Source organism: Franconibacter helveticus LMG 23732, assembly GCF_000463115.2.
GTDB lineage: Bacteria > Pseudomonadota > Gammaproteobacteria > Enterobacterales > Enterobacteriaceae > Franconibacter > Franconibacter helveticus.
In genome coordinates, this window is the sequence record NZ_AWFX01000042.1 from 464698 (window position 1) to 485342 (window position 20645).

At 52.0% G+C, this 20645-nt stretch carries 18 protein-coding genes and 1 pseudogene; 8 read left to right on the forward strand and 11 right to left on the reverse strand.

Features of this window, described 5'->3' with window-relative positions:
- Nucleotides 1-120: 120 nt before the first annotated feature.
- Entirely contained in the window at nt 121-1767 is a 1647-nt protein-coding gene (fumA, locus tag DW56_RS12420; RefSeq protein ID WP_024562260.1) for a class I fumarate hydratase FumA, read from the reverse strand.
- 201 nt (nt 1768-1968) lie between these two features.
- Here fumA and manA point away from each other — a divergent pair, with 201 nt between their 5' ends.
- Both manA and DW56_RS12430 read left to right on the forward strand, forming a co-directional pair.
- Complete coding sequence (gene manA, locus DW56_RS12425; protein ID WP_024554428.1) at nt 1969-3147, forward strand: mannose-6-phosphate isomerase; 1179 nt, start codon at nt 1969-1971, stop codon at nt 3145-3147.
- Nucleotides 3148-3244: 97 nt separating this feature from the next.
- Nucleotides 3245-4939: a YdgA family protein gene (locus tag DW56_RS12430; protein ID WP_024554429.1), complete on the forward strand. Its 1695-nt coding sequence runs from the start codon at nt 3245-3247 to the stop codon at nt 4937-4939.
- A 54-nt stretch (nt 4940-4993) separates the two neighbouring features.
- Here DW56_RS12430 and DW56_RS12435 read toward each other — a convergent pair whose 3' ends face one another.
- From DW56_RS12435 to DW56_RS12470, 8 genes are all read right to left on the reverse strand, one after another.
- Nucleotides 4994-5509, reverse strand: coding sequence for a fimbrial protein (locus DW56_RS12435; RefSeq protein WP_024554430.1), 516 nt, complete (start codon nt 5507-5509; stop codon nt 4994-4996).
- A 140-nt stretch (nt 5510-5649) separates the two neighbouring features.
- On the reverse strand, nt 5650-6180 hold the full coding sequence (locus tag DW56_RS12440) for a fimbrial protein (RefSeq protein ID WP_024554431.1): 531 nt from the start codon (nt 6178-6180) through the stop codon (nt 5650-5652).
- 113 nt (nt 6181-6293) lie between these two features.
- On the reverse strand, nt 6294-6833 hold the full coding sequence (locus DW56_RS12445; protein WP_024554432.1) for a fimbrial protein: 540 nt from the start codon (nt 6831-6833) through the stop codon (nt 6294-6296).
- A 113-nt stretch (nt 6834-6946) separates the two neighbouring features.
- Nucleotides 6947-7486: a fimbrial protein gene (locus DW56_RS12450; protein ID WP_024554433.1), complete on the reverse strand. Its 540-nt coding sequence runs from the start codon at nt 7484-7486 to the stop codon at nt 6947-6949.
- 23 nt (nt 7487-7509) lie between these two features.
- Complete coding sequence (locus DW56_RS21715; protein ID WP_024554434.1) at nt 7510-8445, reverse strand: fimbrial protein; 936 nt, start codon at nt 8443-8445, stop codon at nt 7510-7512.
- Between the two features lie 194 nt (nt 8446-8639).
- Nucleotides 8640-11162 carry a fimbria/pilus outer membrane usher protein gene (locus tag DW56_RS12460; RefSeq protein WP_024554435.1) on the reverse strand — a complete coding sequence of 841 codons (2523 nt, stop codon included), beginning with the start codon at nt 11160-11162 and terminating at the stop codon, nt 8640-8642.
- Nucleotides 11163-11218: 56 nt separating this feature from the next.
- The gene (locus DW56_RS12465) at nt 11219-11896 is read right to left on the reverse strand and encodes a fimbrial biogenesis chaperone (protein ID WP_024554436.1); all 678 of its coding nucleotides are present in this window, start codon (nt 11894-11896) and stop codon (nt 11219-11221) included.
- A 79-nt stretch (nt 11897-11975) separates the two neighbouring features.
- Entirely contained in the window at nt 11976-12506 is a 531-nt protein-coding gene (locus DW56_RS12470; RefSeq protein ID WP_024554437.1) for a fimbrial protein, read from the reverse strand.
- A 443-nt stretch (nt 12507-12949) separates the two neighbouring features.
- On the opposite strand from DW56_RS12470, the gene DW56_RS12475 reads away from it, so the two are divergent.
- The gene (locus tag DW56_RS12475; protein ID WP_152525478.1) at nt 12950-13612 is read left to right on the forward strand and encodes a winged helix-turn-helix transcriptional regulator; all 663 of its coding nucleotides are present in this window, start codon (nt 12950-12952) and stop codon (nt 13610-13612) included.
- A gap of 85 nt (nt 13613-13697) precedes the next feature.
- A complete protein-coding gene (locus DW56_RS12480; protein WP_024554439.1) occupies nt 13698-14333 on the forward strand; it encodes a winged helix-turn-helix transcriptional regulator in 636 nt (211 codons plus the stop codon).
- A 29-nt stretch (nt 14334-14362) separates the two neighbouring features.
- On the opposite strand, the gene DW56_RS12485 is transcribed toward DW56_RS12480, so the two are convergent.
- Nucleotides 14363-15391, reverse strand: a complete 1029-nt coding sequence (locus tag DW56_RS12485; RefSeq protein ID WP_024554440.1) for a Mal regulon transcriptional regulator MalI — start codon at nt 15389-15391, stop codon at nt 14363-14365.
- 172 nt (nt 15392-15563) lie between these two features.
- Between DW56_RS12485 and malX the strand changes: the two are divergent.
- From malX to DW56_RS12505, 4 genes and pseudogenes are all read left to right on the forward strand, one after another.
- Nucleotides 15564-16700 (forward strand): annotated as a pseudogene (gene malX / locus DW56_RS12490) (PTS maltose transporter subunit IICB); the annotation flags it as partial.
- A 387-nt stretch (nt 16701-17087) separates the two neighbouring features.
- Nucleotides 17088-18662, forward strand: coding sequence for a flagellin N-terminal helical domain-containing protein (locus DW56_RS12495; RefSeq protein WP_024554442.1), 1575 nt, complete (start codon nt 17088-17090; stop codon nt 18660-18662).
- A 90-nt stretch (nt 18663-18752) separates the two neighbouring features.
- Complete coding sequence (locus tag DW56_RS12500; RefSeq protein WP_024554443.1) at nt 18753-19283, forward strand: phase-1 flagellin repressor protein; 531 nt, start codon at nt 18753-18755, stop codon at nt 19281-19283.
- 28 nt (nt 19284-19311) lie between these two features.
- Nucleotides 19312-19989 (forward strand): DNA N-6-adenine-methyltransferase, encoded by a 678-nt coding sequence (locus tag DW56_RS12505; protein ID WP_024554444.1) that lies wholly within the window; start codon nt 19312-19314, stop codon nt 19987-19989.
- Between the two features lie 270 nt (nt 19990-20259).
- On the opposite strand, the gene DW56_RS12510 is transcribed toward DW56_RS12505, so the two are convergent.
- Entirely contained in the window at nt 20260-20478 is a 219-nt protein-coding gene (locus tag DW56_RS12510) for a hypothetical protein (RefSeq protein WP_199899858.1), read from the reverse strand.
- Nucleotides 20479-20645: the final 167 nt, after the last annotated feature.

Below are 20645 nucleotides of genomic sequence, written 5' to 3' on the forward strand. Positions count from 1 at the left end.
AAAGGATCAGACGTTGCTCACGGGTAACTTGTTGTCGTGATAATGCGTTACAGGGTAGTTCAGCTTTGCGCGCTCAGCGAAACGCGCAAAGAAAAAAGCCGCCCGCAGGCGGCCTTAAGCTTACTTCACGCAGGCGGAGCACTGCCCGGCCTGGATCTGTTTAAAGAAGTCGTTGCCTTTATCGTCCACCAGGATAAACGCCGGGAAATCTTCCACGTCAATTTTCCAGATGGCTTCCATCCCAAGCTCGGGGTATTCCATGCACTCCAGCTTTTTGATGCTGCTTTGCGCCAGCACCGCCGCCGGGCCGCCGATGCTGCCCAGATAAAAGCCGCCGTGTTTGTGGCAGGCGTCTGTCACCTGCTGGCTGCGGTTGCCTTTCGCCAGCATGATCATGCTGCCGCCGTGAGATTGCAGCAGATCGACGTAGGAATCCATACGCCCGGCGGTGGTCGGGCCGAGCGAACCGGAGGCATACCCTTCCGGCGTTTTGGCAGGCCCGGCATAGTAGATGGGATGATCTTTCACATACTGCGGCAGCCCTTCGCCGTTATCGATGCGCTCTTTTAGCTTCGCGTGGGCGATGTCGCGCGCCACGATGATCGTGCCGGAAAGCGACAGGCGCGTTGAAACCGGATACTGCGAAAGCTGTTTTAAGATGTCGCTCATCGGGCGGTTGAGATCAACCCGCACCGCTTCGCCCTCGCCTGCGCGACGCAGTTCTTCCGGGATATATTTGCCGGGGTTGCTTTCGAGTTTCTCGATCCAGATGCCGTCGCGGTTGATTTTCGCTTTGATGTTACGGTCAGCCGAGCAGGAGACGCCCATCCCCACCGGGCAGGAGGCGCCGTGGCGCGGCAGGCGGATAACGCGAATATCGTGGGCGAAATATTTGCCGCCGAACTGCGCGCCCAGGCCGAGGTTTTGCGCCTCTTCCAGCAGCTCCTGCTCAAGCTGCACGTCACGAAACGCCTGGCCGTACTCGTTACCTTCCGTCGGCAGGCCGTCATAATATTTTGTCGAGGCAAGCTTCACGGTTTTTAAGGTCGCTTCCGCCGAGGTGCCGCCAATAACAAACGCCACGTGATAAGGCGGGCATGCCGCCGTGCCGAGGCTGCGCATTTTCTCCACCAGATAGCTTTTCAGCTTGCCGGGGCTCAGCAGCGCTTTGGTTTCCTGGTAGAGGTAAGTTTTGTTGGCGGAGCCGCCGCCTTTCGCGATACAGAGGAATTTATATTCGTCGCCGTCCACGCTGTAGAGGTCGATTTGCGCCGGCAGGTTGGTGCCGGTATTCACCTCTTTATACATATCCAGCGCGGCGTTTTGCGAGTAGCGCAGGTTATCTTCGGTGTAGGTGTTGTAAACGCCGCGGGCGAGCGCGGCTTCATCGCCGCCGCCGGTCCAGACGCGCTGGCCTTTTTTGCCCATGATGATGGCGGTGCCGGTATCCTGGCAGGTCGGCAGAATGCCTTTCGCGGCGATTTCCGAGTTGCGCAGGAATTGCAGGGCGACATATTTATCGTTTTCGCTGGCCTGCGGGTCGCGAAGGATATCCGCAACCTGCTGCTGGTGCGCCGGGCGCAGCATAAAAGAGGCGTCGTGGAAGGCATGCTGCGCCAGCAGCGTCAGCGCCTGCGGGTCGACTTTCAGCACTTCCTGCCCTTCAAACTCAGAGACGGAAACGTGATCGCGGGTCAGCAGGTAGTACTCGGTATCGTCTTTTTTTAGCGGGAAAGGAGGCTGGAACACAAAAGGTTTGTTTGACATTGCTCTCTCACTTACAGCTTTGGCTAAGTAATTATTCGTTCAGCACGTCATGTGCGATGACAAAAAAGCGAGTGGCACCATCGTACACAATTTTTTAACAAAAACTGAGACTAATACGACTTTTTACCCGGCAGGGTTACTTGAATCGCTTTTATTGCTTTAATACCTGCACTTTTTTCTACCTTCTTACAGGGCTTAAGAATGAAAAAACTCATCAACTCAGTGCAGAACTATGCCTGGGGAAGTAAAACGGCGCTGACGGATCTCTATGGTATCGCCAATCCGCAACACCAGCCGATGGCGGAACTGTGGATGGGCGCGCACCCGAAAAGCAGCTCGAAAATTCAGGACGAAGCGGGCGGTACCCGCAGTTTACGTGATGTGATTGAAGCCAATAAGCCAGCGTTGCTGGGGCAAAAGGTAGCGGAGCGCTTTGGCGAGCTGCCGTTTTTATTTAAGGTGCTGTGCGCCGACCAGCCGCTCTCTATTCAGGTTCACCCGAACAAGCAAGCCTCTGAAGCGGGGTTCGCCCGCGAAAACGCCGCAGGCATTCCGCTGGACGCCGCCGAGCGCAACTACAAAGACCCGAACCACAAGCCGGAGCTGGTGTTCGCCCTCACCCCGTTTCTGGCGATGAACGCCTTCCGCGAGTTTTCTGAGATTGTCTCTTTGCTGCAACCGGTCGCGGGCGCGCATACTGCCATCGCCCATTTTCTGGAAAACCCGAATGCGGAGCGCTTAAGCGAGCTGTTCGCCAGCCTGCTCAATATGCAGGGCGATGAAAAATCCCGCGCGCTGGCGGTGCTGAAAGCGGCGGTCGCCAGCCAGCAGGGCGAGCCGTGGGAAACCATTCGGTTTATCGCGCAGTTCTATCCGCAAGACAGCGGGCTTTTCTCGCCGTTGCTGCTCAACGTAGTGAAGCTGAACCCGGGCGAGGCGATGTTCCTGTTCGCCGAAACCCCGCACGCTTATCTACAGGGCGTGGCGCTGGAAGTGATGGCGAATTCAGACAACGTGCTGCGCGCCGGGCTGACGCCGAAATATATTGATATCCCGGAACTGGTGGCGAACGTGAAGTTTGTCGGCAAACCCGCGCGCGAGCTGCTAACCCAGCCGGTGAAGCAGGAAAACGCCCTCGACTTCCCTATCCCGGTCGCGGATTTCGCGTTTTCTTTGCATGACCTCAGCACCCACGAAGCGCCGCTTGCCCAGCAAAGCGCGGCGATCCTCTTTTGTGTGGAAGGCGAAGCGGTGCTGCGTCGCGGCGACGAGCGGCTGGTGCTTAAGCCGGGCGAATCCGCTTTTATTGCGGCTGATGAGTCGCCCGTGGCGGCAAGCGGCGTAGGCCGTCTGGCGAGGGTGTATAATAAGCCCGACTAAGTTACTGATCTTTTAGATAAGGATTGCTAAGCTTTAGCTAATCTTTACACCAGGCCAGGCGTATTGCGCCTGGCTTCTCATTTAGGGATAAATTGCTATGAAAAAGTCTCTGGTCGCCGTTGGGGTGATTGTCGCCCTCGGCGTGGTCTGGACCGGCACCGCCTGGTACACCGGCAAGCAGATTGAAAACCGCATCGACGACATGGTGAAGGAAGCCAACGCGCGCTTGCAGCAAAGCATGCCGGAAGCCGGGCTGGAAGTGGGCTATCAGGATTACCAGCGCGGGCTGTTCCGCAGCCATCTGCAACTGGTGGTGAAGCCCGCCGCTAACCAGCAGAACGCCTGGCTGAAACCGGAGCAGAATGTCGTGTTTGACGAAGTTATCGATCACGGTCCGTTCCCTTTCGCCGAGCTGAAAAAGTTTAATATCCTGCCGGCGATGGCCTCTGTGGTCTCCACCCCGGTTAACAACGCCACGACCAAGCCGCTGTTTGATATCGCCAAAGGCGAGACCTTTGCGCGCGCGCAGACGCGTGTTGGCTACAGCGGCGACACCTCTACCGACCTGAACTTCAGCGCGCTGAACTACGAAAGCCCGACCGAGAAAGTGGCTTTCAGCGGCGGCGATTTCACCCTGGATGTGGACCACGAAGGCAATGTCTTTACCCTGAAAGGCAAAGCGGCAAGCGGCCTGATTAACGCGGTAAATGAATATAACCAGCGCGTGCAGTTTACCTTTAACGGGCTGGAAACCGACGGCTCCAGCAAACTGACCGATTTCAGCGAGCGCGTGGGCGGCCAAAAACTGACGCTTGATAAACTCGCCATCGCCATTGAAGGCAAAGAGCTGGCGGTCGTGGACGGCCTGAGCTTTAACGGTAAATCGGATGTGGCGAAAGACGGCAAGAATATCGACAGCCAGATTGACTACCAGATGGAGAGCCTGAAGATCCAGAATCAGGATCTGGGCAGCGCGAAGCTGACGATGAAGGTCGGCAATATCGACGGCGCCGCCTGGCATCAGTTCAGCCAGCAGTACAACGCACAGAGCCGCGCGCTGCTCGGCCAGCCGGAAATCGTGAATAATCCGGAACTGTACCAACAGCGCGCCACGCAGATTTTCTTCGCTAACCTGCCTGTGCTGCTGAAAGGCGAGCCGGTTATCACCATCGCGCCGCTTAGCTGGAAAAACGCTAAAGGCGAAAGCACCTTTAACCTGTCGCTTTTCTTAAAAGATCCGGCCAAAACGCCAGCGCCAGCTACCGCTGCGCCGGTTACGGCGGCGCAGCAGGTTGACCGCCTGGTGAAATCGATGGAAAGCAAGCTGGTTATCCCGACCGACATGGCGACGGAGTTTATGACCCAGGTGGCGAAGCTTGAAGGCTACCAGCAGGACGATGCGGCGAAGCTCGCCAGCCAGCAGGTGAAAGGCATGGCGGCGATGGGCCAGATGTTCCGCATCACCTCCATGGAAGATGACAACATCGTCACCAGCCTGCAATATGCGAACGGCCAGGTGACCCTGAACGGCCAGAAAATGCCGCTGGAAGAGTTTGTCGGCATGTTCGGCCTGCCGGGCGACGTAGCGCCTGCTCTGCCAGGTCTTGCGCCGGAACCGGCCCCGGTGCCCGCACCCGCCCCTGAGCAAACGCCAACGCCTGCGCCCGCGCCTGCTCCGGCATTAACGCCAGGCCAGCAGCCTGCACCGGCGCCTGCACCAGCACCGGCTCCTGCACCAGCGCCGACACCTTCTCCGGCACCGGCGCCAGCGCCGACCGTACCGCAGCAGTAAGCAGTAAAAAGAAAACGGCCTCGCAAGAGGCCGTTTTTTTATGGGCGCGACCCTTTACTGCCAGGTGAAGTCCAGGCTGACAACAGAATTAAACGAGCCTGAACCGGCATTGCCTGCTGGCGTAAATATGCGCGCAGAAAGCGGAAACGTCGCTTTTTTTGTGGAAGCGTCGATATCCGCTTTAAGCGTGCTGCCGTCGCTGTAAGTTGTGGCGTGATCGGCGCTGGTCAGGCGCAGCGCCACGTTGGCCGCACTGCCGCTGTTTATAAACGCCGTGGCGTCGCCGCTGTCCGCCGTGCCGCTGAAGGTCACGGTGGCGGAGGTGGTGCCGACGGGGCACTGGGTCAGCAGCAGAGAGAAATCGCGCCAGTCGGTGGCCTGCCCGGCGTTGATCAACTGGCTACGGTAGTACGAGCCGAGCTCTACCTGCTTATCGACGGTGTCGGTATCGACGGTGCAGGGGCTGGCGACAACCTTCCCGGCAATATTAATGGTGGCATCCGCCCGGCCCTGGGTGCAATAACAGCCAGCCATCAGAATAAGCACGGTATAAAGATAGGCTTTTTGCATATTTCATCCCTGTCGCTCGTTGGGTAAACAATAATAAAGACGCGCATTCTGGTTTACCGGCAATATCGCTGTTAACCGTATTGCCCGCCTTCTTATATTGCCGGGTCGCGGTTTAGTGCGCCCGGCCTTTAAGGTCTGCGTTACTGATAGGTAAAATCAGCAACGACACTGGCGCTTACGGTTCCAGGGTTGACGCCACCGGTCCAGGTTACTGCACGCGTGGTCAGATTAAAGGTAGCTGTTTTCGCAGTCGTATCTACAGCTGAAGTCATAGTACTGCCACTTTTAAATGCAACAGCATTCCATGCGCCAGCCAACGGTTTAACCTGAATAACCATATTGGTTGCCGTACCCATATTTTTGAACGCGTTACCGCTTGTAAGATCTGCCGCATCAGTACCGCTGAAAGTCGCTATAACATTGGCGGTTCCCGCCGGACAGTCTTTCATGACTAAGTTGAAAGGCTTTTCGGTAAATGCCGACGCTGGGTTAGCCAGATCTGCCGCGCCTTTTTCACCTAAATCAATATTCAAAGTTGAATTAGCCGTATCAAAGGTACAGGGCGATGCCACCACTTTACCCGTTACGTTAACCGTCACCGGGTCGCTGGCGTAACTGCTGACGGAAAATAACGCGGCAATTATTGCCAGGGTGGTTAATTTGACATTCATGTTTATTAACTCCATTTATGCAAAGCAATTTATATGCCAGGAAATTATTCCTGATATTCATTCATAGCTGAGTAAAGCTGGAGTTTTATGGCATCCGGCTTTACTTCAGGAAATTACTGGTAAGTAAAATCCACGACGATGCTGGCGCTGACCGTGCCTGGCGCTACTGAACCTGTCGGGGTATAAGCCCGTGCCGCCAGGTAATATGATACTGCGTTCGTAGTCGTATCAACTGCTTTTGTCCATGTGCGTCCAGTCTTAATTGTATAATTAGGGTCGTTCCAGCCACCGGCAAGACCATCTTTTAACTGAATAGTGACGTTAGTTGCGGTGCCCGCGTTTTTAAAACCATTACCCGGGGCTGCACTGGGATCATCAGTACCCGTAAATGTTGCCGTAACACTTGTGGTTCCGGCCGGGCAGTCTTTCAGCGCAATATTAAACGCCTGGCCGCCCAATTGCGCTCCTGCCGCCGCTAAGTCTGTTGTTTGTTTAGTACCAACATCAATATCCAGCGTTGAATTGGCTGTATCTAAAGTACAGGGCGACGCCACCACTTTCCCCGTTACGTTAATTGTCACCGGGTCGCTGGCGTAACTGCTAACGGAAAATAAGGCAGCAATAATTGCCAGGGTGGTTAATTTTGCATTCATGCTTATTGACTCCATTCATGCAATATAATTTGTATGCCAGGAAATTATTCCTGATATCCATTCATAGCTGAGTAAAGCTGGAGTTTTATGGCATCCGGCTTTACTTCAGAAAATTACTGGTAAGTAAAGTCCACGACGATGCTGGCGCTGACCGTGCCTGGCGCTACTGAACCTGTCGGGGTATAAGCCCGTGCCGCCAGGTTATAGACTACTTTGTTCGTGGTCGTATCTACTGCTTTTGTCCAGGTGCCACCACTCTTAATTGTATAAACAGGGTCGTCCCAGCCACCGGCAAGAGCATTTTTTAACTGAATAGTGATGTTAGTTGCAGTACCCGCGTTTTTAAAACCCCAACCCGGAGCTGCACTGGGATCATCGACACCCGTAAACGTTGCCGTAACACTCGTGGTTCCGGCCGGGCAGTCTTTCAGTGCTATATTAAAACCTTTGGTGCCTAAAGTCGTTCCAGCCGCCGCTAAGGTCGTTGTTTGTTGAGTACCAACATCAATATCCAGAGTTGAATTGGCTGTATCTAAAGTACAGGGCGACGCCACCACTTTCCCCGTTACGTTAATTGTCACCGGGTCGCTGGCGTAACTGCTGACGGAAAATAAGGCGGCAATCATTGCCAGGGTGGTTAATTTTGCGTTCATTTTATTGACTCCCTTCATTTACATCATTGATAGGTTAAATTCAGCGTCGCGGACGCATTGGCTTTACCGGTAGTAACCGATGTTTTTGTCTGGTAATAACGGGCCACTATCGGAAAGGTTTCCTGTCCGCCGGTGGATTTTTTCAGCACGATATTATTATTCAGCTTCAGCGGCGTGTTGTTATACAGCAGCTGTACGCCAACCCCTTTCGCCACATCGCTGTTTCCCTGCCCGGTGAGCGCCAGCACGCTGTCGGTGGTAACGTCCGGGTTCTGGGTGCCGCTCAGGCTGACGTTAATATTGGCCTCGGCGTCGCAGTCCAGCCCCAGATTCTGGGTATTTTGCCCGCCCGCAGGGATGGTCCCGACGGTTGTGCCAAATTGAGATGCCAGAATATCGCCAATGGGGAAATTTAATGACGGCGTTTTAAGGGTGCAGGCCACTTGCTCGATACTGCTGGTACCACTCATAAAAATTTCGCTATATACGGCACTCGTATCTTGTTCCGGGTATGCATAAAATATTTGCCCAGCATTTAGAGCTCCTGAGGTAACCCCCCCAACTTTAATTAACTGAGCTGTATAAGTGCGCCCGGAGTAAACCCCCGTATTGCCTGTCCAATTTAAAGTTGAAGCTGGTGACGTAACATATGCACCACCGCTATCCCACATTTTGATTCCTATACCAGCTAAATTTGTTGCATACGTTTTATCATATCCGGGAATAGCTGCACCATAGGTCATTAAATAATGGCTGGATCCGGCAGTGTCGCAAGAAAGTAACTTTATTCCTGCCGGGAAGCCGGCATCTGCTTGAGCCAACACCGCACCAACAGGAGTGTCGCGTTGTACAATAACCTTACCGAAATTAAGCGTTGTAGAAAGATACCCTGCTTTATCACATGCTGCATAGCTGTGTAATGAGATTAACCCAAAACACAATGCCCAAAGAAATCTCATAACAATGCAACCTTCATAAATATTTGTTTAAATAAATACCCTGAAAAAGAACTTGCTGACATTGCCGTATATTAGTACTGATACCAAAATCAGAAAAATTCATCGCTTGCAATCAGCATAAAGTTCCATTACTGAGTCTGGAGAGATATAAATACAATAGCTAAAACATAATCTATCTATTCTTGCCTGGCATGTTATTTACACCCTACCGAATATATATTTAAAGCCTGTTTATTTTCCGGCAGCGAATACTGCGCTGTACAGGTTTCCCCCGCCGCGTTGCCCCATTTCGCCGTCAGGTTCCCGGCAGGCGCCAGACCGGTCAGGTAGACCTGGCCGCCGTCTCCGACGATAAAGCCCGCGTTATGCTGGCCCGCTACCGTCACCGTCGACCCGAACGGCACCGGCTGGCCGTTCGCCCGGGTCAGCGTCATCAGCACCCGCAGACCCACGTTCGCCACGTAGTCTGCCCGCACCACCGCGCCGCGGGTCGGCACCACTGTGCGGGTGGTCAGCTCCAGGTCCACGTCGTCCGGCAGGCTTTCGGTATTCAGCGCCACGTCGTTCTTACGGTACGGCGTTACGTTGCTCACCAGGGTGTAGCCCCGGAAGTCCGTCTTCGCCCCGGTCTGGTTCTGGATGCTGACGCCGCTTGCCCCCGGCGCTTTAACCAGCACGTTGGTTTCGCTGAGCGGCTGAGAGAGCGTAATGCCGTTCTCATGGGCCAGAATGCCGCCCTGCAAGCCATAATTCAGGCGCTCGCCGCTGTTATCGTAGCTGTAGCCCGCCGAGACCTCGCCGTAGGTGCCTTTGTAATCGGCATTCATGCTGCCGGTATTACCCACGTTGTCGCTGCCGTAGCCCTGCTGCGCGTTCCAGCTCAGGGCGTTGTTTTCCAGCGCCATGCCGCTTATGCCGACGGTGTGGGTCGTACCGCTGTTTTTGGTGTGGTTCATGCTGTAGTTCGCCCAGGTATTGCTGAGGAAGCGGTCCAGCGGCACGCTCAGGTTAAACGCAATAATCTGGTCTTTATCGTAGCTAACCCGGTTGTTGTAGTTACCGGCGCTGCCGTTCTTGCTGTAGGTGTAGGTCAGGCCGTAACTGATGCCTTTCCAGGCGTTGTTATAACCGAGGTTATACGACGCCATGGTTTTGTCCTGGCCCCAGTAATCTTCCCGCACGGCACTGGCCGACACGGATCCCAGCACGCCGCCGAGCGACTGGCTGACCGTCAGCTCCGCGCGATTGCGGCGCCGGTCAAGGTACGCCGGGTTGCCGCCATACGAATCCAGCACTTCCTGCATGCTATAGTAGCCCGCCGTGGAGTAGCGGTAACCGGCGATGGCGAAGTTGGTGCCCGTTTCAACAAAATCTTTGCTGTAGCGAATGCGCCAGGACTGGCCGCTGCGCTTATCCTGATCTTTCAGGCGCGACCACGCCTGAATGACGTCGGTGGAAAGCGCGCCGACGGCGCCCAGGTTTTTACCAACGCCCATTGCCAGCGCCTGGTATTTGCTCGACTCCTGAAAGCCGCCATATAAGGTAAAGCCGCGCGGCAGACCGAGGATGCCCGTTAACTGGGCGAACGGCGTTTTATCCACGCTGCTGTCGTAAGAGCGGTACTGACCGCCCGTCAGGGCATACTTCAGGCGTCCCTCGCGCTGCAACACAGGCAGCGAGGCAAACGGCACCACAAAGTTTTGCTCGCTGCCGTCCGCTTCTTTCACCGTGACGTGCAAATCGCCCGCGCCGCCGGTGGAGTACATATCGGTAATTTCAAAAGCGCCCGCCGACACGTAGCTCTGGTAGATGACATAGCCGTTCTGGCGGATCACCACCTGGGCGTTAGTGCGGGCCACGCCGCGCACCACCGGCGCGTAGCCGCGCAGAGATTCCGGCATCATGTCGTCGTCTGAAGCAAGCTGCATACCACGAAACGGGATGCTGTCGAAAACATCGGCCGGCGATGAGCTGTCGCCCGCCACCAGTTGCGCTTTCAGCGGCACGATATTGCGTTGCAGGTAGGTATAAACGGTGTCCCATTTATCCTGGCCATTGTCGTCGCGGCTCCAGGTGGTGTAGTTACGCAGTCGCCAGGCGCCGAGGTTTACGCCGGGGCGCAGGTTGGCGTACTGGTTGTTGCTGTTGCCGCCTTTATCCGCGTAATTGTTGGCGCCGCTCAGGCTGTAATTAAGCAGCAGCGCCGGAATGCCTTCGTCCCACAGCGCCGGGTCAACATAATCACGCGCCTGCGGCGACATTGCCGCCTGCGGGATGTTCAATACCAGCTTTTGCACGTTGAACAATAACTCTGACGAGGCCTTAGGGATCGCCGATAACCGGGCGCACTCGCCTTCTTCTTTCAACTCTGGAAAAAGCGTGGTTTTTACGCCGTAACTTTGCAGCAGCGCAACCGGGAGGCAAGGCTCCAGTTTGTCTTCGCCCTTCGCATCTTTTACCGCTATAAATTTAATTTCACGCGTATCGACGGTCTGCTGATTAACAATAACGTCTACACGATATGTCCCCGGCGCCTGAGACCCGGACTCAAAGTTTGAGAGATCCGCGCCCTTCATTGCCGGGTTATCTAATTCCAGCAGGTCGGGGTTAAAATAATCTCGTGCATACCCGGTTGATATAACGCCTGACAGCGCCAGGGCGATAAATACCGCCAGACGAGCAGGTTCAAAACAGCCGTCCCTGATTGTATTACGCATGAATCTCTCCAGGAGTTCCCTTTAGTTTTTATTTTCCCTGTCCAGGCTGGCGTGAATTAAATGGTGCCCTTGTGTGCTTCGCCCACGCCGCCATAATCGTTAATTACTTTAAAGGTCAGGCTGCCGTGGCTTACGCTGGCAGGCAGGCTAAAACGCGCCGTGGCGCCAGGGGCTACGTACGTTGCGTTTTCTACCGCCGCGCCATTTACCTTTATTTCATTGAAATTTATATAATACTGGCTCGGGTTGGTTACCTGAAGTTCATTGCCCGCCGCGCGCCACTGTAATTTATCCGCCAGCTCTTCAGCAGAGGAACTCTTTAACGCGGACGGGCGATAAATTAATTTAATTCGCGTTTTGATGGCGATTTGCAGCGTATTATCACGTCGCTCCGCAGAAGGAATAGATTTAATATTCAGCCAGTACATAGACTCTTTATCTTCCGGCAGGTTGCCCGTGCGGACAATACGCATCACGTTCTGCTGGCCTTTATCCAGCCGGTAGAGCGGAGGGGTAATAATAAAAGGAGCTTTCTCAGCACCCCCATTGGGTGATTCCACCCACGACTGGATTAAATAGGGTGAAGTGTCCGGGTTGTTGACGCTGAGAGAAGATTCTTTTTTGTTACCGTCATAAATGACGCGCGTACCGCCGATAACCACCCCAGCGTGGGCGACATTGATAGCCGATGCCACGGTCAGGGTGGCGAATAACGCTTTGCGATAAAATGTCATTTTTGTGCCTCTGTAAAAGGGGCCGTTACAGGCCCCATCGATTTTTTCGGGGTTTTTCTGCGGATTTTTCCCGTAGAAATTAGTTGTAGTTAACGGTGAAGTTAGCGACGGCGTTGGCTTTACCTGCTTCAACCGTGGCAGCCGTTGAACGGTAAGCGGCGTAGAAGTCCAGGTTGTTTTCTACGGTGCTGGAGAGCGCGTAGCTATAGCTATTCACTTCGTTTAAACCCAGGGCGGCTTTATCTGCCGTCATGAGCTTAATAGCCACGCCTTTGGCTACGTCGGTTACATTGTCCAGCGCCAGCAGAGAAGAGTCTGAAGGATCGTTGGCGCCGTCAAATTTCACTTTGGCTGAGGTGGCAGAGGCAGGACAGTCTTTCAGCTTGATAGTGAATTTGGTGGTGGAAGCTTCTGTTCCCACGCCAGTAAAGGCCGTTTTCGCCACTTTGCCGAGATCAACGGTCAGGGTGTTATCCGTACCGATATTCACGGTACAGGCCTGATCGAGGATTTCACCCGTAAATTTAACGGTTCCGTCATGCGCCATGGCGGAAGAAGCAGACATAGCGGCAACCGCAGCGAAACTAGCAGCAATCACAATCTTTTTCATTTAAATTTTCCTTAATAGCTATTTTCCACTTTTTAAATTAACTGCTTAATTAAGCTGTTAACCTAAATTATTTAAGACTTAGCAAGTCGCCTCGCCAGATAACTCGTCCTGCTAACACTCACCTTCTAGCCCTGGCATATTGCCAGCCTAAATACGATATTAAGAAAAAGTTAATACCGAATCATTTCACCCCAGGGGTAATAAAGTTCAGGAAGTGTTACCGCCGCAAATCTAACGAATGACCAACTTTAATTCAAATAATTTATCGGTCTATTCCTGGACTGAGACTTTTTAATAAGATAGCCGAGTCAAATTCTTAATCAGGCTTATTCTCCCGGTCTACGATTAGACCCAAAAACCATTTCTCAGGCTGGCGCCACCAGGTGAGATAATTGCGCTGTAGAGACTTATTTCATTAGTAAAGCCAGAGGAGAAAACGCAAAGTGACGATAAGCCCCGCCCCGGACGACAAGTCCAGTATGACACTTTCACCCCCAAATAAGCCCGTAACGCAGATCAATAATTTAATTGAATACTTAATTCCTTATTCATCTTTATTTTCAATAAAAACAGGTGAAACCATACAGTATTCCAATGGAACAGAGAAACAGTGCTTTCTTTTACACAAAGGCGTGGTAACCCAACACCGCCAGGGTGATGGCCTGGTGCTGAGCACAGACGCCGCGCCTTTTGTTTTTGGGTTGAGCAATCAGTTTTCTTTGCGGGATACGGTCTACCTGCGCGGCGAAGAGCCCTGTCTGTTAAGCCGCCTGAGCCTGGAAAAAGCGGTAGAGGTTATCGCTGAGAAGGCGCTCTGGGAGTCGCAGTCCAGGCTGCTCGCCTTTGAAAGTTCAAGGCTTTATGACCAGTGCGCACGCACCGCAAAAATGTCGTCGTATGACATAATTCGCGATCAGCTGCTGGAATTGATGAACGAGCCGCAGTCGGTGCGCCTGAATATTACCGCCGCTAATTATATTAAAAGCCGCTGTTTTTTATCGCGCAGCGGTATCATGCGTATCTTGTCGGAGTTACGCACTGGCGGTTATATCAAAATTGACAGAGGTATTTTGCTACAGATAAATCATTTACCTTTAAAATATTGATCTACACTTATAACAATCATTACTGAGCGAGGTTGCTGCCTGTGATTTTACTGGGTTAATCCTGACTAAAAAGAGGTATACCACGATGTTTAACAGCAATCCCGTTATTTTTATTTCAAATTCGCCCTATGCAAAATATCTGGCGAGCCAGTTCTCGCAATGTGTAACGCCTTTTGATGTTGATAAGAAAAATAAATTAATTTTTAAAAAGGAAGGCGAGCCAATTGGCTATGTAATCCTGAAAGGCAGCGTTTCTGTTCATCGCCTTCATGACGATTTGACCATCGATTTCCTTGAGGCGCCTTCGCTTATCGGCCTGGCCAACTTGTTGTCGGGGCCGCTGGATATTTATTTACGGCCTACCGGGGCCGCCCGGGTCGCGACCCTGACGCAAGCGCAGGCCTATGAAATCATACGGGCGAATAACCTCTGGGAACTGATAGCGCATCATATCGCGCATCAGTTGAATTGGCTTTATTCTCATAGCACGCACCTTACGGCCCCAACGGCTTATGAGATAATTCGTTTTCAGTTATTGAAACTGATGACTGAAACCCAGCCCGTTCGCGACGACGTTACGGTAGAACGCTATATTCGGGACAAAACTAACCTCTCCCGCAGCGGTATAATGCGCGTGTTGTCGGAACTCAGAAAAGGAGGCTATATCGAGATGGAAAACGGCCGGCTTACAGGAATAAAACATCTGCCAGAGAAATATTGACATACTGACGGCCTCGCAAGAGGCCGTTTTTATTTTTTCGCCACCAGCCGCGGGGCGATTATCTGGTTTTTAACCGGCTCTTGCGCGTTTTGAATACGCTGCATAATGCGATCCGCCACGCTGCGCCCCATTTCGCGGGCCGGGGTAATAACAAATGCGCCGGGTATATCATCAAGCCCCTCTTCGGCCACTTCGGCAAACGCCGCCAGCGCGACATTGCTGTCAAAGTAGCTCTCAAAGCTGCCTTCGCCGCTTTGACGTCCGGCGCGCAGCAGGCCGAACCAGGCTCCCATCGCCACGGTTGTGTTATGGCATAGCACTGCGGTGATGGTGGGATTATGGCGCAGCAGCGCGCTCATCGCCTCCGCCGCCTGCTTCTGGCTCGGCTCGCACTCAAGCACCCATTCGCTGTGAAAAGGCAGGCCATATTGCAACAGCGTGGCGCAGTAGCCGCCAAGCCGCTCGGCGCGCGTGAGCGATGAACTGCGCCCGCCAAGCCACGCAATACGCTGGTGGCCGCGCTTGATCAAATGCTCGGTTAAGCGCTGCGCCGCCAGATGGTTATCGGGGCGGATGTTATCCGCTTCGTCCAGATAGCTGGCGCGGGAAGCGAAGACCAGCGGAACGCCAAGCCGGTTCGCCTGGTCGCGCAGTTCAGCGCCCTCGCTCGCCGCGCCGGCAATCACTACCCCGTCCACGCCCTGCTTCATTAGCGCTTCAAAACCGCGGCGCATACGTTCGCCGTCGCGTCCGCCCTGGGTGAGAAACACCATTCGGCCTTCCGCCTCCAGCGCCTCTGTTAGCCCGGCAGTCAGCTCTGCGTAAAAAGGGGTCGTTAAATCACGCACGATAAGACCAATCACCCCGCTCTGGCCGCCGCGCAGCGCCGCCGCCTGCCGGTTGCGCACAAAGCCAAGCTGCTCGACCGCTTCATTCACGCGCTGACCTGTCGCGCTCGATATACGGCCTTTGCCGCTCAGCACCAGCGAAACCGTACTGACTGACACCCCGGCCGCCAGCGCCACGTCATTGATGGTTATCTTTTTCATCTGCGTCATTAACGTCATCCCTTAACTGAGGCATCCGGTAAAACGTTTTATCAACCTCTTATGATCATCGCCGGAAACACAAATAAAACTGTGAAGTAAAGCGCATTAAAATTTGATAAAACGATTTACCTTGCCGCTGTGGTCACTTATTCACTCTTTTCGGGCGCACAAGGAGTCGTTCATGTCGGCGAATACCTCACAACGGGTCACATTATGGGAGTTCTTCCAGCAACTGGGCAAAACCTTTATGTTGCCGGTCGCGCTTCTCTCTTTCTGCGGCATTATGCTCGGCATCGGCAGTTCGCTGAGCAGCCGGGATGTCGTTACGCTGATGCCATTTCTCGGTCAGCCGGTGTTGCAGCTTATTTTTACCTGGATGAGCAAAGTCGGCTCTTTCGCCTTCAGCTTCCTGCCGGTGATGTTCTGTCTGGCGATCCCGCTCGGGCTGGCGCGCGAAAACAAAGGCGTTGCGGCGTTTGCCGGTTTTGTGGGCTATGCGGTCATGAACCTGGCGGTAAACTTTTGGCTGGCGGCCAAAGGCATTCTGCCGACAACCGACGCCGCCGTGCTGAAAGCCAATAATATTCAGAACGTGCTGGGCATTCAGTCTATCGATACCGGTATTCTCGGCGCGGTGATAGCAGGCGTGATTATCTGGCGACTGCATGAGCGCTTTCACACCATTCGCCTGCCGGACGCGCTGGCGTTTTTTGGCGGCACCCGCTTTGTGCCTATTATCACAACCCTGGTGATGGGGCTTGTCGGGCTTGTCATCCCGCTTATCTGGCCCTTCTTCGCTAAAGCGATTAACGGGCTTGGCTATATCATCAACAGCACCGGTGATTTTGCGCCGATGATTTTCGGCACCGGCGAACGGCTGCTGCTGCCGTTTGGCCTGCAACATATTCTTGTGGGGTTGATCCGCTTTACCGAGGCGGGCGGCACGCTGGAGGTCTGCGGCCATCCCGTAAGCGGCGCGTTAACCATTTTCCAGGCGCAGCTTACCTGCCCGGAAACGCACGGCTTCGCTGAGAGCGCCACGCGCTTTCTTTCTCAGGGCAAGATGCCCGCGTTTCTGGGCGGGCTGCCGGGCGCGGCGCTGGCGATGTACCACTGCGCCCGCCCTGAAAACCGGCATAAAATTAAAGGGCTGCTTATCTCCGGCGTGATCGCCTGCGTTGTTGGCGGCACCACCGAACCGCTGGAGTTCCTGTTCCTGTTTGTCGCCCCGGTGCTGTATCTGATCCACGCGCTGTTGACCGGGCTTGGTTTCACTATGATGGCGGTGCTTGGCGTCACCATCGGCAACACTAAAGGTCAATAGCCTTCATTGATGCTTTTTTAACCCATCTTCTACCCTCAACTGTTTCGTCCTTTCGGTTATCCTGTATTCCTCATCTAAAAACACACGTGACGATGACATGCGCCTCATGCCAGATGCGGTATGTAATTGCTAATGTTTAAGTGAATATAGGCAGTGCTTGAAATCTGGTATACGCCAATATACGACCCTAACCACCGCTTAATGACATTCCTTAATTTACAGTGAGTTATAAGCGCACCCCACTTCTCAATCAACAAAATAGCCAATAAAAACAACACATTAAATAATGCGATAAAAAAGTTATAAAGTTTATAAATGACCTGACGATAACTTGTAGTGACACAGGCACGCCTGGCGTAATAAACCCAAAAGGAAAATTTTATGGCACAAGTTATCAACACTAACAGCCTGTCGCTGTTGACCCAAAATAACCTGAACAAATCACAGTCTTCCCTTAGCTCCGCTATTGAGCGTTTGTCTTCCGGTCTGCGTATCAACAGCGCAAAAGACGACGCCGCTGGCCAGGCGATTGCTAACCGCTTCACCTCCAACATCAAAGGTCTGACTCAGGCTTCCCGCAATGCCAACGACGGTATCTCCGTTGCACAGACCACTGAAGGCGCGTTGTCTGAAATTAACAACAACTTGCAGCGTGTTCGTGAGTTGGCTGTTCAGGCAACCAACGGCACTAACTCTGATTCCGACTTAAGCTCTATTCAGGACGAAATTACGCAACGTCTAAGTGAAATTGATCGTGTATCCGGACAAACTCAGTTCAACGGCGTAAAAGTTCTGGCTTCTGACCAGACGATGAAAATCCAGGTTGGTGCAAACGATGGTGAAACCATCGAAATTAAATTGGATAAAATCGATGCTAAGACTTTAGGTCTGGATAGCTTCAGTGTAGCGCCGGGCAAAGTACCGATGAATTCTGCTGTTGCACTGAAAAGTGAAGCCGCACCAACACTGACTCAGGTTAATGCTGCTGACGGTAAAGTAGGTACTGTTGACGCTTTTGGCGCTACCTTTAAGACTGCTGGTGTTGCAGCCTATTTTGGCGGTAATGCAACAGATACATTTGATACTACTGATGCGACCGGTACTGCTGGTACTAAAGTGTTCCAGGTACAGGTTGAAGGTCAGACTTACTTCGTCGGTCAGAATGGTGGTACCGCAGGCCAGCCATTCAGTCTGTTAAAACAAACTGGCACTGGATATGAAAAAGTTACAGTGGACAGTAAAGATGTTCAATTAGCGAACTTTAGTGGTCGTGTAACTGCCTTTGTTGCTGATGGTACTGTTGCCAAATCTGTTGATCTGGCTGCGGGTAAAGTAGGCAAAGCGCTGGCTTATAACGACTCGCCTATGTCTGTTTACTTCGGTGGTAAAAACTTAGAAGTTCATCAGGTAATGGACCCAACCACTGGTAATGCAGTTTCAGGTGCGTTCGCTGCTAAAAACTCTGATGGTACTTATTTAGCTGTCAACGTTAATCCCGGAACGGGTAATACCGCTGTTATTACCGATCCGAATGGTAAAGCAGTTGAATGGGCAGTTAAGAGTGATGGTTCTGCACAGGCTATCATGCGCGAAGATGACAAAATTTATTCAGCTACTATCGGCACTACTACTGCTACCAAAGGCGGTGAGATCAATGTGGCCGATCTTAAAGCATTAGCCACTACTAACCCACTGGCTAAACTGGATGAAGCTCTGGCTAAAGTAGACAAACTGCGTAGCTCCCTTGGTGCGGTACAGAACCGTTTCGATTCCGCTATTACCAACTTGGGCAACACCGTAAATAACCTGTCTTCTGCCCGTAGCCGTATCGAAGATGCTGATTACGCGACCGAAGTATCCAACATGTCCCGTGCACAGATCCTGCAACAGGCTGGTACTTCTGTTCTGGCACAAGCTAACCAGACGACTCAGAACGTTCTGTCCCTGCTGCGTTAATCCGCAAAATGTTGATAAACCCCGCTTCGGTGGGGTTTTTTTATGTGTAAATTTTGTTTATCGTAATGATTTAGTTGTAGGTATTGCTTAATGGTCAACGACATCACATACGGAAGGGAGGCTGAAGTTTGGCCCCGCGATTATTCCCTTTTGTCCAGAAGACTTCAGTTTCTTCGATTTAATGACGTTCCGGTCAAAGTGGTTAGTTGCAACGGACAATCCATCATTGGTTATGTTGCAAAGTTTTATCCTGAAGAGAAAGTTATCTACGCCTCAAGCAGACCCAAAGGCACGAAGCGGATAAAAATTTCAATGGAATACATCGCATCGTTAGAAGAACTGCCCGCTGATTCAGAAGTTAAACCCTATCTGATTGAACCAGAACAGTTCAACGCTTCCGTTACCGAACCTACCCGTAGAGACTTCTTCTCGATCTGTAATAAATGCTTTCAACAGGGCGTAGGCATAAGGGTTTATATGGGTGATGGTCGCGTTATCGAAGGTAAGACAACCGGTGTTAACGCTTGCCAGGTAGGTCTAATAAAGCCCAACGGCAATCATGTACAAATTTTGTTCGATTGGGTTAGCCGTATCACGTCTGATGATTTTAAAGATTGTTAATAAAATGGATACTAGTTAAGTCAAAAAAATGATCGATCTATCAAGATACATCAGGCACGGCGCTAACCATAACGGTAGTGATGAATGGCGAACCCCACCGAAGGTTTTCAAAATCCTTACTAATGAATTCAACTTTACCCATGATCTAGCCGCAACCAAAACGAACACGTTATGCGATAACTATTTCGTGGATAGCCTCAGTGTATCGTGGAAAGGGATACAAGCTGCGTTCTGCAATCCCCCGTTTTCAATGGCGGAAGAATTCCTACAAAAAGCACATGAACCAGACTTAACCGTGTTTGTGATCCCTGCCCGGCCCCAGACTAAATACTTCATTAAGAACGTGATGCTGAACGATTACACCCATGAAATCAGATGGTGTCACCGTGGTATGCGATTCGTTCCTCCTGCTGGTGTACAAAGGAAGATTAGCAGAGCACCGTTGCCAGTGGTTGTCGTTGTGTACAGGAATACACAGCGAACTCACGAGATAAGGCAGACCGTAATTTGTTCAGATACCCTTTTACAACTCGGAGTGATAGCAAAAGGGAATACCAGGGGCAGACCATCCCTCTACGATATGGAACAGATAGATGCAATAAGCCGACTGTGGGAAAAAGGAACAACTAATATCAGGGAACTCGCTGCCCTTACTTCTATTCCCAGATCAACAGTTCATCGCATTGTTCAAAAACTGAACGTTTAATCCATAAAATATTGTTGTCCCATATATACGGTGATAAATGGGACAACAATTTGCACAGTGGTTGAAGCTCTATCATGTGTCCCATATATACGGTTATAAATGGGACAACGTATAAATACAGATACTAATAACAACATCCGTACATCACAACAGAAGGCCGAACATGGCACACCTAACTAAAGAACAACGCCATTACTTGCACCGACTCGAACAACAGCACCGATACCGGGAAGCGTACATGTTCCTGATGGGTATCTTTACAAACAAAATTTAATCAATCTTATATTTCTTCTTCGCCCCCAGATAACCACCAAATGAAGATGCAAAGATATAACTTACAATCACCCAAATAATATTACGGGCAACTTCCGAAGTGAATTCTTCATCGAACACACTTATATAACCATCATCGGTTTGAGCTATGCGCTGGATCATATCAACGAACAGGATATCGTTCAGGTACAAGAAAACACCGATGTTTACCAACATACAACACCAACCTAATTTACTCAGTGGCTTTGCTTTATGAAGGTAATAAGTTATTGCTGCACAACTCAATGAACAAATCCCAATTATCGGGCCGGTGATGCTGCCAACTTACTGATTTAGTGTATGATGGTGTTTTTGAGGTGCTCCGGTGGCTTCTGTTTCTATCA